Raw genomic sequence first — 16,057 nt, 5'->3', positions numbered from 1 at the left:
CGTCACGGATGCAGGGAAAGTCCTTTCAGCGCCTTGTCCACCGCATTCCGCGAACCGTGCACGGCGATACCGGTCAACGCGAGTTTCTCGGTCGGCACGGCGCGCACCGCGGCCCGGTTGTCGTCGTCGTTGTCGGTGGCGAATAGTTCCTCCGTATACACGGCGACAGCCAGGTTCCGGTCGACAGCCTTTTGGTGCGCGGCGCGCAATGCGTCGGCGCCCGCCGCGTAAACCAGCACCGGCTGCCCGAACATCGGCAGATACCCCTGCCCGGACGCGTCCTGGTAATCGGCGCCGACGGTTTCCGGGAATCGCGCGGCGACTCCGCTCACGAGGAATGCGGTCACGTTGAGCCGTTGCCAGCCCGCCAGGTCGTCCCGGACCACCACGGCGATCTTCGTCTTGCCCTCCATGCCGCACAGCCTGCCGCCCGCGCCTGGCTGCCGTCTTGAACGCTCGTGCGGGACACTGAACCCGTGCGGCACAACGACTGGGCGAAGTACTGGCGCGCGCCGGACCGCCGGCTGGAGTCGATGCACGCCCATTTCGAGCAGCACGTCTACCACCGGCACAGCCACGAGACGTATTCCTTCGGCGTGACCGAGACCGGCGCGCAGGCGTTCACCTGCCGTGGCGCGGCACGCACGAGCGCGGCCGGAATGGTGATGGCGCTCAACCCGGACGACCCGCACGACGGACAGTCCGCGGTGGCGAACGGGTTCACCTACCGGATGATCCACATCGGACCGGAGCTGATCCGCGGCGCGCTCGACGACGCGGCCGACGGCGCCGTCGGGCTCCCGTTGTTCGTCGAACCCGTGCTGAAGGACCCCGTCCTCGCCGACGCCCTTCGCGCTCTGGACAACGCCTTGCGTGGCGAAGGCCGCCTGGCGCAAGACGAAGCGCTCAGCGCGACGGTGCGCGCGCTCGTACGTCGTGGTTCCACCCGCCCCGTCCGCGAGCGGGTGTTGCCCACCGAAGTGCACCGGGCGCGCGAACTCCTCGAAGACGCGTACGCGGAGGACATCAGCGCAGAGCGCCTCGCCGCCGAAGTCGGCTGTAGCCGCTTCGCGCTGCACCGTGGCTTCGTCGCCGCCTACGGCCTCGCGCCGAGCGACTACCAACGCCAGCTTCGCCTCCGCGCTGCGCGCCGGTTGCTGATCGACGGCCACTCCCCCGCGGAGGCCGCGGCGGCGTCCGGCTTCGCCGACCAGAGCCATCTCACCCGCTGGTTCAAGCGCTACTACGGCGTCACCCCTGGCCGGTTCCGAAACCCTTGACAGGCTATATGCCGAACCGGTTATATTCCTGAAGTGGCATCAACGTTCGAAGTGCTCGCCGAACCACGGCGGCGCGAAATCCTCGACCTGCTCCGCACCGGTGAACGCCCGGTCGGCGACCTGGTCGAACAGCTTGAGCTGACCCAGCCCGCGGTCTCCAAGCACCTGAAAGTGCTGCGCGAGGCCGGTCTGGTCGAAGTCCGCCACGATGCGCAGCGCCGGTGGTACCGGCTGTGCCCGCAGCCGCTCGCCGAGCTGGACGCCTGGCTGGCGCCGTACCGCGCGCTGTGGACGGCGAGTTTCGACGCACTCGAACGGCACCTCGACGAAGGGACCTGAGTCATGGACGCGAAGTTCGAACCCGCCGGGAATGTGCTGCGCTTCGAGCGCCGCTTCCGGCATCCGGTGGAGAAGGTGTGGCGGGCGATCACCGAACCCGCCGAGCTGGCGCACTGGTTCCCGGCGCGGGTCGAAACCGACCTGCGGATCGGCGCGCCGATCCGGTTCACGTTCCCGGACGCGGCCCCGATCGACGGCAGCGCGCAGGGCGAGATCCTGGAACTGGACCCGCCGAAGGTCTACGCGTTCACCTGGAACCGCGACGTGCTGCGGTTCGAACTGGTGCCGGACGGCGCGGGTTGTGTCCTCCACTTCTCGCAGTCGCTCGGCGGCGGCGAGCTCGGCGCGCTGTCCGCCGGCCGCAATGCCGCGGGTTGGGACCACTGCCTCGGCGCGCTGCTGGCGCGTCTCGAAGGCCGCGAGTCCGAGCCGTTCACCGAGTGGCTGCCCGCGATGGAGCACTACATCGACGTGTTCGGCATCGGTGCCGGCCGGTTCGCCGAAGGCGAGCTCGGCTTCGCGCGCGATCTGGTGTGGAAGCCGCTGGAAGACATCTGGCAAACCCTCGTCGAAGGCGGCGAACCTCAGCCCGGCGGCGAGCCGCCGTTGCGCGCCACCAACGGTCACGTCGAAGCAGGCGCCGTCACCAAGGTCGAAGCGCCACGACTGCTGGAGTACGAATGGCTCCACGAAGGAGAGCCGGCCGGCGTCGTGCGCTTCGAGTTCTTCGCCGACCCCGACCTCGGCAACCGCGTGGAGCTGCACCAGACGCTCCCGGCGCGACTGGCGGAGTTCGCCCCCACCGCGCTGGCCGCGTGGCATACGCACCTCGAGCTGTTTTTCGCCGCCGTGCACGGGGAGGTGCGCTGCCCGTGGCCGGCGGACCGCATGGAAGCGCTGCGAAAGCAATACTCCGGGCAGGGATGAGTCTGACGCCACACGCGAGGCGGGTTGTCAGTGGTTAAGCTGCGGAATCATGAGCAGCGCGACGGAGCCCATCGGGACGCCACCGGCGACCGAGCCGGACATTCACACCACGGCCGGGAAGCTGGCCGATCTGTATCTGCGCTACAACGAGGCAGTGCACGCGGGTTCGGCGCGTGCGGTGGAACGGCAGCACTCGAAGGGCAAGAAGACCGCGCGTGAGCGGATCGACCTGCTGCTGGACGAGGGTTCGTTCGTGGAGCTGGACGAGCTGGCGCGGCACCGGTCGACGAACTTCGGGCAGGAGAAGAACCGCCCCTACGGCGACGGCGTGGTGACCGGCTACGGCACCATCGACGGCCGCCCGGTGGCCGTGTTCAGCCAGGACGTGGCGGTGTTCGGCGGTTCGCTCGGCGAGGTCTACGGCGAGAAGATCGTCAAGGTGATGGACCTGGCCATCAAGACCGGCCGTCCGATCATCGGCATCAACGAGGGCGGTGGCGCGCGCATCCAGGAGGGTGTCGTTTCGCTCGGCCTCTACGGTGAGATCTTCCGCCGCAACACCCAGGCTTCGGGTGTCATCCCGCAGATTTCACTGATCATGGGCGCGAACGCGGGCGGGCACGTGTACTCCCCGGCGCTGACCGACTTCGTGGTGATGGTCGACCAGACCTCGCACATGTTCATCACCGGCCCCGACGTGGTCAAGACGGTGACGGGCGAGGAGGTCAGCTTCGAGGAACTGGGCGGCGCCCGCACCCACAACACCAAGTCGGGCAACGCGCACTACCTCGGTTCCGACGAGGAAGACGCCATCGCCTACGTCAAGGAACTGCTGTCCTACCTGCCCTCGAACAACCTCTCCGACCCGCCGGTGTTCGACTCCCCCGAGCCCACCGAGGGCTCCATCGCCGAAACGGTCAGCGACACCGACCGCGAACTCGACGCGCTCATCCCGGACTCCCCGAACCAGCCCTACGACATGCACGAGGTCATCACCCGCGTGCTCGACGACGGCGACTTCCTCGAAGTCCAGGAACTGTTCGCCCCCAACGTCCTCGTCGGCTTCGGCCGCGTCGACGGGCACGCCGTCGGCGTCGTGGCCAACCAGCCCACCCAGTTCGCCGGCTGCCTCGACATCGACGCGTCCGAAAAGGCCGCGCGGTTCGTGCGCACCTGCGACGCGTTCAACATCCCCGTCCTCACCTTCGTCGACGTGCCGGGCTTCCTGCCCGGTACCGACCAGGAGTGGAACGGCATCATCCGCCGCGGCGCGAAGCTCATCTACGCCTACGCCGAAGCCACCGTCCCGCTGGTCACCGTCATCACCCGCAAGGCATACGGCGGCGCCTACGACGTCATGGGCTCCAAGCACCTCGGCGCCGACCTCAACCTCGCCTGGCCCACCGCGCAGGTCGCGGTCATGGGCGCCCAGGGCGCGGCCAACATCGTGCACCGCAAGACGCTCGCCAAGGCCGCCGACGAAGGCAAGGACGTCGAGGCCCTGCGCGCGCAGCTGATCCAGGAGTACGAGGACACCCTGCTCAACCCGTACGAGGCTGCCGAACGCGGCTACGTGGACTCGGTGATCGCGCCCGCGCACACTCGCGGCCACATCACCCGCGCCCTGTCCATGCTCCGCGACAAGCGCGAGACGCTGCCGCCCAAGAAGCACGGCAACATCCCGCTGTGAGGCACTGCGATGACTGACGAAAAACGACCATTTCTCCGTATCGTCAAAGGGAATCCGGACGACGCCGAGCTCGCGGCGCTGACCGCGGTGCTCGCCGCGGCGGCCTCCGCGCCCGCTGCGGCGACGGCTCCGCTCCGGCGTTCGGAATGGGCGAACCGCGCGCGAACGCTGCGGCAGCCGTTGCAGCACGGGCCGGGCGCCTGGCGCGCATCCGGACTTCCGCGCTAGAGAACGAAAAAAACGGCCCCGCCATCGGCGGGGCCGTTTTCAGGCCACGGGTTCGAGCACCTTTTGCGGCCGCACCCCGGCGTGCCCGTGCAGGCGGAACAAACGGAACGTCCCGGCGACGGCCAGCACCAGCACGACACCGAACGCCAGCCGGTGCGCGAGCGCGTCGCCGCCCAGCACGTCGATCAGCACACCGACGCCGAGCTCGGCGACGACGGCGAAACTGAAGCCGCCCATGTTCGCGATCCCGCTGGCGATGCCGCCCCGGTGCCCGTGGTTCGAGGTGCGGGCCAGATCGAAGGCCAGCATGCTGACGCCACCGGCCGCGCCGATGAGGAACAGCACGGGCGCCAGCACCACCTGCGGCAGCGGCCCTGGCACGGCGACCAGGACGACCCAGCACAGCGTGCTCACGGCGGCCGCCGTCGCGACGAGCGTGCCGCGAAGATCGGGCCGTCGCGAACCGATCTGCCCGGCCGCGGTGCTGACCAGCACGAACCCGATCACCACGACAGTCAGCAACGCACTGGCGCCGCCGGGGGTTCGTCCCTGGGCGCTGACCAGGTACGGCTGGCCGAGCACGGCGGTGAAGGAAACGAAGGTGCCCATCAGCGTGAAATGCGTCCACATCGCATGTCGGGTGCCCCGGTTTTTCCAGGCGTGGCGCAGACTTTCCCGCAATGGTTCGCTGGTGACCACCGGCGCGACCTCGCGGTGCGGGCTTTCCCGTAGCAGCAGTGCGACGACGACCAGCAGGACAGCGGTGACGATGCCGGCGGCCAGGAACGACGTCGTCCACCCGAAACTCCTGAGCAGCGCGGTCAGTGGCGCGGTGGCGATGAGCTGACCGAGCCCGCCGATCATCCCGGTCAACGCCGACACGAGGGCGAAGCGGCGCCCGGGAAACCAGTTGTGCGCGAGCCGGACGACGTTGACGAACAGGAACGCGTCCCCGGCGCCGATCAGCGCGCGGCCGGTCATGGCCAGTGGATATGCCGTGGCGAGCGCGAAAACGGTCGAGCCGGCGGCCATCAGTGCCATCCCGGCGAGCAACAACCGCCGCGGCCCGAACCGGTCCGCGCCCGCGCCGACCGGCACCTGCAGCGCGGCGTACAGGACCATCTGGACCACGGAAAACGCGGCGAGCCCGGTGGCGTCGATCGAGAAGCGTTCCTGCGCGGTGAGGCCGGCGACCGACAGGCTCATCCGGTGGAAGAGCGCGGTCAGGTAGCAGAGGGCACCCAGGCCCCACATGAACCACGCCTTGCGCACAGCGTTCCTCCTGTTGCATCTATCTTGTATCTATCAGGGTCGCCGTTACGATGCGCGCATGTCAACGAGGGACCGCTCACAGGGTTCGTCCAGCGATCGCGCCTATCGGTGGACGAAGGACCGGATCCTGGACGGACGCTTCGAGGGCGGCAGGCTGATCAGCGAAGGCGAGGTCGCCGACGAGATCGAACTGTCCCGGACCCCGGTACGCGAAGCCTTCCTGCGACTGTCGGCCGAGGGCTTGTTGCGGCTGTACCCGAAGCGCGGCGCCCTCGTCGTGCCCGTCTCGGCGAGCGAAGCGGAAGACATCGCCGAAGCGCGGATCTTCCTGGAGCGTCACGCGGCCGCGAAGGTGATCGACGCCGGCAACGCGCGCGAAGTCGCTTCGGCGATGCGCGCCGTGCTGGAGCGGCAGAAGGCGTTGTCGTATCCCGAACAGGCCCCGGAGTTCACCGCGCTCGACCGGGATTTCCACGCCACCCTGGTGCACGCCGCGGGCAACGCCCTGTTCGACGAGTTCTATTCGAGCCTGCGCGATCGGCAGCTGCGAATGGTCCACACCGCGCTCCGCCGCGACCGCCCCGATCGCCCGCGCATCATCCTCGGCGAGCACGCCCGCATCTGCGAACTCCTCGAGGCCGGCGACGGCGAGGCTCTGCACACCCTCATCGCCACGCACATCACCGCGGTGCGCAATCAGCTCCCCGCGGTTTGACGGCCGATAAAACCCCAGGTAATCGCGCGATCTCGCACGGCAACCACCGTACGAACCCCTCGACAATCGCCTAGCCCGCGCCGTATAGTCCACGTGGAATAAACGACGTGGATCATCATGGAGGTACAACGCATGGGGCGCGCGAAGCTCACACCGATGGCGATGGCCGTCCTTGAGCTGCTGCACGAGAGACCCATGCACCCCTACGAGATGAACCAGCTCCTGCGCGAACGGCACGTGGAAAACCGGGTCAACGTCAAGCCCGGCTCGCTCTACCACACCGTCGACCGGCTGCTGGCCGACGGACACATCGAGGTGGTCGAGACCCAGCGCGAAGGACGCCGCCCCGAACGCACCGTCTACGCACTCACCGAACAAGGCCGCGACGCCTTCGTCGAACGCGCCGTGACCATCCTGCGCACGCTGGCCGCCGAGCGTCCGGAGTACGCCACCGGGCTGGCCTCACTGAACGACCTCGACAAGGACGTCGCACTGGCCCAGCTGCAGGACCGGGTGCTGCTACTGGAGGTCGAGGTCGCCGGGCACGCCGCGATCCGCAAACGGCTCGCCGACGAGCAGGTCCCGGAGATCTACTGGATCGACTGGAAGTACACCGCCGCGTCCTGCGAGTTCGAGCTGAACTGGACCAAGCAGCTCGTCGCCGACATCCAGTCCGGGCGCCTGGAATGGCAGCACCCCAAAAGACACTCCCACGAACTCGAGCTGATCAAGGACGACGATGACAAGGCAAGCTAACCCCTGGGCCGCGCTTTCCGCGCTGTGCCTGGGTTTCTTCATGATCCTGCTGGACACCACCATCGTGTCCATCGCGATCCCCGGCATGGTGCGCGGGCTGGACACCAGCCTGAACTCGGTGGTCTGGGTGCTGTCGGTGTACCTGCTGACGTACGCCGTGCCGATGTTGTTCACCAGCCGCCTCGGTGACCGCTTCGGCCCGAAGCGCGTGTTCCTGGCCGGGCTGTTCGTGTTCACCGCCGCCTCGCTGTGGTGCGGTCTGTCCGGCACGGCCGAGATGCTCATCGCGGCGCGCGCGGTGCAGGGTCTCGGCGCGGCGCTGATGACCCCGCAGACGCTGGCGTTCATCACCCACCTGTTCCCGCCGGCGAAGCGTGGCCCGGCGATGGGGCTGTGGGGCGGCGTCGCGGGCCTGGCCACGATCGCCGGCCCGCTGCTGGGCGGTGTGCTGGTGGACAGCCTCGGCTGGGAGTGGATCTTCTTCGTGAACGTGCCGGTCGGCGTGCTCGCGATCGCGCTGACACTGCTGCTCGTGCCGGACTGGCAGCCGAAACAGTCGCATTCCTTCGACATCCCCGGCATCCTGCTGTCCGCGGCCGGGATGTTCCTGCTCGTCTTCGGTATCCAAAATGGACAGCAGTACGACTGGGGCAGGGCCTGGGGCCCGATCACCGTCTTCGAGATCATCGGCGCCGGGGTCGTCCTGCTCGTGCTTTTCCTGGTGTGGCAACGATTCAACACGCGGGAGCCGCTGCTGCCGCTCCGTGTGTTCAACAACCGTAACTTCTCCGCGGGCAGCGTCACGGCCACCGCGATCGGGTTCGCGATGACCGGCATGTTCGTCCCGCTGGTGGTCTACATCCAGGACGTGCTGGGGATGTCGCCGAGCAAGGCCGGCCTGCTGACCGCGCCGATGTCCTTGCTGTCCGGCATCATCGCGCCGTTCATCGGCAGGCTGTCGGACCGGGTGAACGCCAAGTACCTGGTGATGTTCGGCTTCACCGCGCTCGCCGCCGGCCTGATCATCATCACCGTCCAGGCGGAGTCCACCACGGACCCATGGGCGCTGGTGCCGGCGTTGCTGGTGTGCGGTCTGGGTACCGGCTGCGTTTTCGCGCCGATGAGCAACGTGACGATGAGCTCGGTCGACCGCTCGCTCGCGGGCGCGGCTTCGGGCATCTTCAACACCGCGCGACAGGTCGGCGGCGTGCTCGGTTCGGCCGCGATCGGCGTACTGCTGCAAGCCCGGATCACCGCGAACATGGCCACACAGCACGGAAACGCGCCGGTGGCGCTGACCGACGCGGCCCGCGAGACGCTGATCCTGCCCGCCGCCGTGCTGCTGCTCGGCGCGGTGGCGGCGATGTGGATGAAGCGGGTCGCCCCGCAGGGCGCGCCAACCACCACGACCGAGCTGGCCGCCATCGACCGTTCCTGATCCGACCGGAAATACGCGTTCGCAGCCCGGCTGCTCGTAGAGATCCGTTTCCGCCGTGACTGCAGTCGGATCGGGAACGAACGACGCAGTAGGCTGCGCCGGTGCGTTTCGTGCTGGCCTCCGCTTCCCCCGCCCGCCTCGGTCTGCTGCGTGCGGCGGGCATCGAACCGAGTGTCGTGGTCTCCGGCGTCGACGAAGACGCCGTGGCCGCGTCGCTGACCGACCCGTCCCCCGCCGAACTGGTCAGCGCGCTGGCACTGGCCAAGGCAGAGGCGGTGCTGGCGGAGGTCGCCAGCACCCAGGTGGACGCCGTGGTCGTCGGCTGCGATTCGATGCTCTCGATCGGCGGCGAGATGCTCGGCAAACCGCTGGAGCCGGAGGTGGCGCGGAAGCGCTGGGCGCAGATGGCCGGCGATTCCGGAGTGCTGCTGACCGGCCACGCGGTGTTGCGGGTGGAGAACGGCGAACGCACCGGGCAGGCGGTCGGCAGCCAGGCCACCACGGTACGTTTCGCCACTCCGGCGCCGTCGGAGGTCGAGGCGTACATCGCGACCGGCGAGCCGCTCAACGTGGCAGGCGCGTTCACCCTCGACGGCCGTGGCGGCTGGTTCGTCGAGGGCATCGACGGCGACCCGTCCAGCGTGATCGGGCTCAGTCTCCCGTTGACCAGGCGGTTGCTCGAGCAGGTCGGCGTGAGCGTCGTCGACCTGTGGTCTCCCGCATAGTGGGAACGGGAAGAAAATCCACGTTCGCGGTGTAGACCAATTCCGGTAAGCAAGAAGTTCACAAGCACCGGAGCAACCCCGTGTCCTTCATACGGTCCTATTCGAGACCCAAGGTTTTCGGCCTCATCGTGGTCGCCGCGCTGGTGATCGGCGCGCTGCTCGGCTTCCTCGCCAAGCAGGCCCAGCTGTCCTGGCTGGGCACCACGCTGGAAACGATCGGCACGATCTTCTCGAACCTGCTGCAGGTGACCGTGCTGCCGCTGGTGTTCACCGCGATCGTGCTGGGCATCAGCAGCCTGCGCGGGCTCGGCGGCGCGCGCACCGCGGCCCGGCTCGGCGGGAAGACCGTGCTGTGGTTCGCCACGACCTCGTTCATCGCGGTGCTGCTCGGGATCGTGGTCGGCAAGATCATCAACCCGGGCACCGGGGTTTCGCTCAAGCCGGACGCCTCGACGGTGCAGAAGCTGGCGAGCCGGGACCAGGGTTCGTGGCTGGACCTGATCAACAACCTGGTGCCCAGCAACCTGTTCGAGGCCTTCGCCGACGGCGAGATCCTGCAGGTCGTGGTGATCTCACTCGCGGTCGGACTGGCCGCGTACAGCCTCGGGGACCGCGCCGAGCCGTTCGTGCGGTTCAACAGGGTCGTGTTCGATCTGGTGCAGAAGGTGCTGAGCTGGATCATCAAGCTCGCCCCGATCGGGGTGCTCGGCCTCATCGGCCACGCCTTCGCCACCTACGGCGACAAGTTCGTCCGGCCGCTGCTCTCGCTGATCGTCGCGGTGTACATCGGCACGCTGCTGGTGTTGTTCGTGGTCTACCCGCTGTTGCTGAAGTTCGTCGGCAAGGTGAGCCCCGCGCTGTTCTTCCGCAAGGCGTGGACGGCCATCCAGTTCGCGTTCGTGTCCCGGTCCTCCGGCGCGACGCTGCCGCTGAGCAGGCAGACCGCGGTGAACCTCGGCGTGGACCCTGGTTACGCGAGCTTCGCGGTGCCGCTGGGCACGACGACCAAAATGGACGGTTGCGCGGCCGTTTATCCTGCGGTGGCAAGCATTTTCATCGCGAACCTGTTCGGCATCCACCTCGGTTTCGGCGACTACGTGCTGATCGTGGTCGTCGCGGTGTTCGGCGCGATCGCTACGGCCGGGGTGACCGGCTGGTTCACCATGCTCACCCTGACGCTGAGCACGCTGAACCTGCCACCGGAGGTGATCGCGACCGGGATCGCGGTGATCTACGGGATCGACCCGATCCTGGACATGATGCGCACGGCCACGAACGTGACCGGCCAGATCGCCATCCCGACGTGGATCGCCCGCACCGAAAACCTGCTCGACGACGAGGTACTCAACTCCCACACCCCGCCGCCGCTGCTCGACGACGCGCCCCGCGAACCCGCGCACGCGGCCTGATCACGGGCAGGCGCGCAGATCGCTCGCCTGGAGCCGGACGTTCGGCCAGCCCCGCAACTGCGCGGGGTAGCTGTACTTCTTCGTGCACCCGACGACGCTGCCGTCCAGCCCGTACACCCGGGCCAGCACCGGGTTACTGTCCACAACGGACACTTCCGGGGCGTCCGAGCCGGACACATTGCCCAGCACCACGATGCCCGCGTCGGAGAAGTACGGCTTGTCCACCGATCGCCACGTGCCTGCCCGTTCGATGAACAGCTGCGCGATGCGCCCGCCGTTGAGTGGCGCATCCACCAGGCACGCCGAAACGGACGCCTGGACGCAGCTCAGCGAGCCGGTGGTGAGCCGGGCCCCCAGCTCGGTGATCGTGGTCTGCAGGACCACGGCGCCGGCCTGGAACCGGCCGTTGCCGCCGTGGGCGTCGGCCAGCAGCTCCACCGAGCTGCCCGCCACGCTCTGGGTGGCGACCACACCGCACGGGGCGTTGCCACAGTCGAATCCGTTGGCCGAGATCGAGGTGGTCGGCAACGCGGCTTCGACCCCTGGTACCGACGTGTCCCTTGTCCTCAACTTGCCGACCGCCACCAGAGCGGCGATCGTGACCAGTGCGGCCAGTACGGCCGTGACCACCACGGACCGAGGAGCCCGCCTCGCGCCCACGCGCTTTCCCCTCTCCCCCGGCCCGGTGTGGAAGCCAGGGTAAGCGTGAGCCGCGTCTCTCCGCACGGGGACACCCGCGCCGTAAACTCACCGAAGGCCCGCGGGCGCGCCGCAGGAGGGACGGCCCCGGGCGCAGGCGGAACATCCACATGGAGGTAGGGCGTGCCCGAGCAGGCCAGCGGGAGCCAAGGCGGACCGGTCACCAAGATCCTCGTCGCCAACCGGGGCGAGATCGCGGTGCGCGTGATCAGAGCGGCCAAAGACGAGGGCCTGGCCAGCGTCGCGGTGTACGCCGACCCCGACCGCGACGCGCCGCATGTGCGGCTGGCGGACGAGGCGTTCGGCCTCGGCGGCAGCACGGCGGCGGAGAGCTACCTCGTCATCGACAAGCTGATCGACGTCGCGAAGCAGTCCGGCGCCGACGCCGTGCATCCCGGTTACGGCTTTCTTTCCGAGAACGCCGATTTCGCCCAGGCCGTCATCGACGCCGGGCTGACCTGGATCGGGCCGAGCCCGCAGGCGATCCGCGATCTCGGCGACAAGGTCACCGCGCGGCACATCGCCACCAAGGCCGGTGCCCCGCTGGTACCCGGCACCAAGGACCCGGTGGCGAACGCCGACGAAATCATCGCCTTCGCCAACGAGAACGGCCTGCCGGTGGCCATCAAGGCCGCCTTCGGTGGTGGCGGCCGCGGCCTCAAGGTCGCCCGCACGATCGAGGAAATCCCGGAGCTGTTCGAATCCGCCACCCGTGAGGCGATTTCCGCCTTCGGCCGCGGCGAGTGCTTCGTGGAGCGCTACCTGGACAAGCCGCGTCACGTCGAGGCGCAGGTGCTGGCCGACAAGCACGGCAACGCGATCGTCGTCGGCACCCGCGACTGCTCGCTGCAGCGTCGTCACCAGAAGCTGGTGGAAGAAGCCCCCGCCCCGTTCCTGTCGGACGAGCAGCGCGCCACCATCCACAGCTCGGCGAAGGCCATCTGCAAGGAAGCCGGCTACTCCGGCGCCGGCACCGTCGAGTACCTGGTCGGCGTCGACGGGACCATTTCCTTCCTGGAGGTCAACACCCGGCTGCAGGTCGAGCACCCGGTGTCCGAGGAGACCGCGGGCATCGACCTGGTCCGCGAGATGTTCAGCATCGCCCGCGGCGAGAAGCTGCGCTTCACCGAGGACCCGGAGCCGCGCGGGCATTCCATCGAGTTCCGGCTGAACGGCGAGGACGCCGGCCGTAACTTCCTGCCCGCGCCGGGCACCGTGACCAAGCTGGTGTACCCCGAGGGCCCGGGTGTCCGGGTCGACTCCGGTGTGCACACCGGCAGCGTCGTCGGCGGCCAGTTCGACTCGATGCTGGCGAAGCTGATCGTCACCGGTTCCGACCGGCTGAACGCGCTGGAGCGCAGCCGCCGTGCGCTGGACGAGCTCGTCATCGAGGGCCTCGCCACCGTGGTGCCGTTCCACCGCGCGATCGTGCGGGACGAGGCGTTCATCGGCGACGGCGAGTCGTTCAAGGTGCACACCCGCTGGATCGAGACCGAGTTCGACAACCAGATCGAGCCGTTCGTCGCGCCCGGCGAAGCCGACGAAGAGGCCGAAGAGCGCCAGACAGTCGTGGTCGAGGTCGGCGGGCGCCGGCTGGAAGTCTCCCTGCCCGGTGACCTCGCGCTCGGCGGTGGTGGCGGTGCGGCGGCCGCGAAGGCCAAGCCGCGCAAGCGTGCCGGCGGCACCAAGGCCGCGGTCAGCGGGGACGCGGTGACCGCGCCGATGCAGGGCACGATCGTCAAGGTCGCGGTCGAGGACGGCCAGCAGGTCGAGGCGGGCGAGCTGATCGTGGTGCTGGAAGCGATGAAGATGGAAAACCCGGTGACGGCGCACAAGGCGGGCACTGTGAGCGGTTTGTCCGTCGAGGTCGGTTCCGCCGTCACGCAGGGCTCGGTTCTGCTCGAGATCAAGGACTGACGGGTCCCCTTCTGGGCCTAAAATCACGGACGTGAACCCAGGACCCTCTTCCCCGGAGATCCGGATCAGCGATTCCGACCGGGAGTCCGCGCTCACGGCGCTCGGCGAGCACATGAGCGCGGGGCGGCTGGACATCGACGAGTACGGGGAACGTTCGGCGCAGGTCACCGCGGCCAAAACCCGCGGTGACCTCGCCGGGATCTTCACCGATCTGCCCGCGCCGCATCCGGATTTCGGCGGGCAACCGGCTGCCGGCGCGGCGCCTCGGCAGACGGTCGAATCAGCCAAACCGGCCACCCCCACCACCTGGGCGGAGCGGCCGTTGAACCAGCGGCTCACCGCCGCGGCGATCCCCATCGTGTGGATAGCCGGGCTCGCCCTGTGCATAACCACCGGGATGTGGTGGTTCATCGCGCTGCCGTTCGCACTCACCGCGATCGGGCGCGGGCTGTGGGGCGCCGACTGGGAGCACGAGCAGCGGCGCGACGCGCACCGCCGCGAACTCCGCGACCGGCGTCGCGATTTCCGCGACCGCCGACGCTACTAGTATCAGCGCGTGGGCGCGGATCTGCGGCTCAGCGACGCTGAGCGCAACGAAGCCATCGAGGCGCTGTCCGAGCACGTCCGCACCGGCAGGCTCGACATCGAGGAGTTCGGTACCCGGTCCGCCCGCGCCAGCGCCGCGCGGACCCGCAACGAGCTGGTGCCGCTGTTCGACGACCTGCCCGAGCCACATCCCGCGGTGCTGAAGGTCGTCCGTGCCCGGCAGGCGCCGGGTAAACCCGAGCCGGCGCAACGGTTCGGCGGCACCGCGGTGACCATCGCGGCGATCATCGCCGTGCTGTTGTTCTTCACGGTGGCCAAGGTATGGCTGGTCTTCCTGCTGCCGGCCGTCGTCGCCCTGCTGATCGGAGCGAGGTCCCGGTAGCCCGATGGAACCTGTGGAGATCAACGCGGGTGAGTACTACCTCCGGCAGCTGCGCGCGGACGCGTCGCTCGACGACCGCCCGGCACTGGTGACGGCGTTCGCCGACCCGGAGCATTCCCGCTACATCGTCAACTACAACGTGCGCGACCTCGTCGAAGCCGAGTCCTACGTCAACCAGCGCGCCGCCGAATGGTTCGGCGATGAGCGGTGCTCGTGGGCCATCGCGGAGCCGACCACCGGGGCATTGCTGGGCGAGGTCGGCTTGAAGAGCCTGGACCTGGGAGCACGCACCGCGGAAACGGCGTTGTGGATTCACCCGGACGCACGTGGCCGGGGGATCTCGGTGATCGCGGTGAACGCCGCTGTGCGGTTCGCTTTCGGTGCGCTGGAACTGAAGGAAGTCGCGTACCGGCACCATCCGGACAACCACGCGTCAGCAGCCGTCGCGAAACGCTGCGGCTTCGCCCGCGTGGGTGTCGGCGACGATCCGAATCTGCCCGGCGGGCGCCTGGTCGAATGGATCCGGCAAGCCCTCTGATCCGTCTCACCGGCGTGTTGCTCGCCCTCTGCCTCCGGTGACTGGGACTCCTGGCCATTCCCACCCGAACTTCGTGGCTGGCCGGGTTCCCAGCGTCCAACAGATCTGGCATTCGAAAACAGTCCGCGCATTACGACGTGCCGCCGATTCGCGCGATTCGCGCCCCGCGGATCCGATCGTCGCGCCCACTCCGGAACAGGTCTCGGCACTCGCCGCGCAATTGCGTGCGAACCCCGTCCACAACAGCGCCGGCCGCGCCGACCCGCTCACTATTCCCACCGAGGACCGGCGCAGAAAACCGGGCTCAAGCTCCGGGTCGCGGCCTTTCCTGCGCTCGGCCCAGCACTGGCCAAGGAGTTCCCCGGCGAGACCGTTTTCGTCGTGGTTTCGCCGGCGCGCCCCCGTCGCTCATGCGGAAAGCTTGCCCTGCGGCGGGAAACGGCGCTCACGACAGCCGCGATCGCGGATCTCGCCGCAGCGATTCTCAGTGTCGAGGACGGCCCGCCGGACAGTCTGGCAGCGGCGGCCGAGCGCCGGAGCACGGCCGCCGAACTGCCCGGACGGGCAAGAACTGCCGACGCAATGCGGGATGTTCGTGAAATCGCCACAGGGCTGCGCGCTGTATCCCCGCTGGCTACTTCTCGGGATCGTGGCCGGTCTGGTCGCGTTCGCGCGGTGTTCGGCCCGTGGACGCAACCCAGCGCCCAGGTCAGATCCATTGTGGATGGTCTCCTGCTGGATCGCACGCCCTTGTCCGCTTCGGGCGATGACAACCCGCGGATGTCCCTGTGTCACAAGGTTTCCGAGGCACTGCCCGGAGATTACGTCTGGGTGTACGGACAGGACGACAAAGGTGACTACAAGGGAAACAACTTCGTCGGGGACGACTTCCCGAAGCCGAAGGACAGCACAATCGAGGGCTTCGACGCCCAGGCGGCCAAGTCGTACGGCGAAATTCCCACCAGAAGCGCGATCCCGGACACACTCGCCGGTAAACAACTTGTGGGCGCTCGCCTTGCGCCGACGTCGGGAGTGCGCCGTGGCGCGCCGCCGGCGCTGCGCTGAACTGGACGCCCGGATGAACCGTGTAGCGGGTGCCGTCCACCCGGCGCCGCCGAAGAACTCGGCGGACGCGGAAAAACAGGCGGACGCGGCGAAGCGGTACGTGCTCACCCTCGACCACCTGGGCCGTGGGG

18 protein-coding genes are annotated in these 16,057 nt (G+C 68.6%); 15 read left to right on the top strand and 3 right to left on the bottom strand.

Translation table 11 applies throughout. The annotated features are described in order from the left end of the window. Nucleotides 1–2 precede the first annotated feature (2 nt). Nucleotides 3–413, bottom strand: coding sequence for a DUF2000 domain-containing protein (locus VHD82_RS28330; protein ID WP_325710635.1), 411 nt, complete (start codon nt 411–413; stop codon nt 3–5). A gap of 63 nt (nt 414–476) precedes the next feature. Between VHD82_RS28330 and VHD82_RS28325 the strand changes: the two genes are divergently transcribed. From VHD82_RS28325 to VHD82_RS28305, 5 genes are read left to right on the top strand one after another with little or no spacing between them, the layout of a single operon-like run. Next, on the top strand, nt 477–1,280 hold the full coding sequence (locus VHD82_RS28325) for an AraC family transcriptional regulator (protein ID WP_325710632.1): 804 nt from the start codon (nt 477–479) through the stop codon (nt 1,278–1,280). 33 nt (nt 1,281–1,313) lie between these two features. Then, nucleotides 1,314–1,619, top strand: coding sequence for a metalloregulator ArsR/SmtB family transcription factor (locus tag VHD82_RS28320; RefSeq protein WP_325710629.1), 306 nt, complete (start codon nt 1,314–1,316; stop codon nt 1,617–1,619). 3 nt (nt 1,620–1,622) lie between these two features. Then, the gene (locus VHD82_RS28315; RefSeq protein ID WP_325710626.1) at nt 1,623–2,546 is read left to right on the top strand and encodes an SRPBCC family protein; all 924 of its coding nucleotides are present in this window, start codon (nt 1,623–1,625) and stop codon (nt 2,544–2,546) included. A gap of 49 nt (nt 2,547–2,595) precedes the next feature. After that, entirely contained in the window at nt 2,596–4,236 is a 1,641-nt protein-coding gene (locus VHD82_RS28310; RefSeq protein ID WP_325710623.1) for an acyl-CoA carboxylase subunit beta, read from the top strand. Between the two features lie 9 nt (nt 4,237–4,245). Beyond that, complete coding sequence (locus VHD82_RS28305) at nt 4,246–4,464, top strand: acyl-CoA carboxylase subunit epsilon (protein WP_325710620.1); 219 nt, start codon at nt 4,246–4,248, stop codon at nt 4,462–4,464. 39 nt (nt 4,465–4,503) lie between these two features. Here the strand turns inward: VHD82_RS28305 and VHD82_RS28300 are convergent, their stop codons facing one another. Next, entirely contained in the window at nt 4,504–5,736 is a 1,233-nt protein-coding gene (locus tag VHD82_RS28300; protein ID WP_325710617.1) for an MFS transporter, read from the bottom strand. 58 nt (nt 5,737–5,794) lie between these two features. Between VHD82_RS28300 and VHD82_RS28295 the strand changes: the two genes are divergently transcribed. The 5 genes from VHD82_RS28295 to VHD82_RS28275 all read left to right on the top strand — a co-directional run bounded on the left by VHD82_RS28295 (nt 5,795) and on the right by VHD82_RS28275 (nt 10,779). Beyond that, nucleotides 5,795–6,451, top strand: a complete 657-nt coding sequence (locus VHD82_RS28295; RefSeq protein WP_325710614.1) for a GntR family transcriptional regulator — start codon at nt 5,795–5,797, stop codon at nt 6,449–6,451. A 132-nt stretch (nt 6,452–6,583) separates the two neighbouring features. After that, nucleotides 6,584–7,207, top strand: a complete 624-nt coding sequence (locus VHD82_RS28290) for a PadR family transcriptional regulator (protein ID WP_325710610.1) — start codon at nt 6,584–6,586, stop codon at nt 7,205–7,207. Continuing rightward, the gene (locus tag VHD82_RS28285; RefSeq protein WP_325710607.1) at nt 7,191–8,645 is read left to right on the top strand and encodes an MFS transporter; all 1,455 of its coding nucleotides are present in this window, start codon (nt 7,191–7,193) and stop codon (nt 8,643–8,645) included. Before VHD82_RS28290 ends, VHD82_RS28285 begins: the two co-directional genes overlap by 17 nt. A gap of 101 nt (nt 8,646–8,746) precedes the next feature. Further along, nucleotides 8,747–9,370, top strand: coding sequence for a nucleoside triphosphate pyrophosphatase (locus VHD82_RS28280; protein WP_325710604.1), 624 nt, complete (start codon nt 8,747–8,749; stop codon nt 9,368–9,370). 80 nt (nt 9,371–9,450) lie between these two features. Further along, nucleotides 9,451–10,779: a dicarboxylate/amino acid:cation symporter gene (locus tag VHD82_RS28275; RefSeq protein ID WP_325710601.1), complete on the top strand. Its 1,329-nt coding sequence runs from the start codon at nt 9,451–9,453 to the stop codon at nt 10,777–10,779. Here the strand turns inward: VHD82_RS28275 and VHD82_RS28270 are convergent, their stop codons facing one another. After that, on the bottom strand, nt 10,780–11,412 hold the full coding sequence (locus tag VHD82_RS28270; protein WP_325710598.1) for a hypothetical protein: 633 nt from the start codon (nt 11,410–11,412) through the stop codon (nt 10,780–10,782). A 189-nt stretch (nt 11,413–11,601) separates the two neighbouring features. Here VHD82_RS28270 and VHD82_RS28265 point away from each other — a divergent pair, with 189 nt between their 5' ends. The 5 genes from VHD82_RS28265 (at nt 11,602) to VHD82_RS28245 (ending at nt 15,926) form a co-directional block, all read left to right on the top strand. Then, nucleotides 11,602–13,395, top strand: coding sequence for an acetyl/propionyl/methylcrotonyl-CoA carboxylase subunit alpha (locus VHD82_RS28265; protein ID WP_325710595.1), 1,794 nt, complete (start codon nt 11,602–11,604; stop codon nt 13,393–13,395). A gap of 31 nt (nt 13,396–13,426) precedes the next feature. Beyond that, nucleotides 13,427–13,942 carry a DUF1707 domain-containing protein gene (locus VHD82_RS28260; RefSeq protein ID WP_325710592.1) on the top strand — a complete coding sequence of 172 codons (516 nt, stop codon included), beginning with the start codon at nt 13,427–13,429 and terminating at the stop codon, nt 13,940–13,942. A 9-nt stretch (nt 13,943–13,951) separates the two neighbouring features. After that, nucleotides 13,952–14,323 carry a DUF1707 domain-containing protein gene (locus VHD82_RS28255; protein ID WP_325710589.1) on the top strand — a complete coding sequence of 124 codons (372 nt, stop codon included), beginning with the start codon at nt 13,952–13,954 and terminating at the stop codon, nt 14,321–14,323. 4 nt (nt 14,324–14,327) lie between these two features. Beyond that, the gene (locus tag VHD82_RS28250) at nt 14,328–14,861 is read left to right on the top strand and encodes a GNAT family N-acetyltransferase (RefSeq protein ID WP_325710586.1); all 534 of its coding nucleotides are present in this window, start codon (nt 14,328–14,330) and stop codon (nt 14,859–14,861) included. A 381-nt stretch (nt 14,862–15,242) separates the two neighbouring features. Then, a complete protein-coding gene (locus VHD82_RS28245; protein ID WP_325710583.1) occupies nt 15,243–15,926 on the top strand; it encodes a hypothetical protein in 684 nt (227 codons plus the stop codon). Nucleotides 15,927–16,057 lie beyond the last annotated feature (131 nt).

The sequence above is a fragment of the Amycolatopsis sp. genome (assembly GCF_035546795.1).
Classification (GTDB): Bacteria; Actinomycetota; Actinomycetes; order Mycobacteriales; family Pseudonocardiaceae; genus Amycolatopsis_E.
The sequence above is the reverse complement of the archived record's forward strand: the minus strand, read 5'-3'. Positions and strand labels throughout refer to the sequence as shown.

Bases quoted from the DNA above. Each gene is read 5' to 3' on its own strand.
- VHD82_RS28330 (WP_325710635.1), bottom strand. From the start codon at position 413: ATGGAGGGCAAGACGAAGATCGCCGTGGTGGTCCGGGACGACCTGGCG.
- VHD82_RS28315 (WP_325710626.1), top strand. From the start codon at position 1,623: ATGGACGCGAAGTTCGAACCCGCCGGGAATGTGCTGCGCTTCGAGCGC.
- VHD82_RS28310 (WP_325710623.1), top strand. From the start codon at position 2,596: ATGAGCAGCGCGACGGAGCCCATCGGGACGCCACCGGCGACCGAGCCG.
- VHD82_RS28305 (WP_325710620.1), top strand. From the start codon at position 4,246: ATGACTGACGAAAAACGACCATTTCTCCGTATCGTCAAAGGGAATCCG.
- VHD82_RS28295 (WP_325710614.1), top strand. From the start codon at position 5,795: ATGTCAACGAGGGACCGCTCACAGGGTTCGTCCAGCGATCGCGCCTAT.
- VHD82_RS28290 (WP_325710610.1), top strand. From the start codon at position 6,584: ATGGGGCGCGCGAAGCTCACACCGATGGCGATGGCCGTCCTTGAGCTG.
- VHD82_RS28285 (WP_325710607.1), top strand. From the start codon at position 7,191: ATGACAAGGCAAGCTAACCCCTGGGCCGCGCTTTCCGCGCTGTGCCTG.
- VHD82_RS28250 (WP_325710586.1), top strand. From the start codon at position 14,328: ATGGAACCTGTGGAGATCAACGCGGGTGAGTACTACCTCCGGCAGCTG.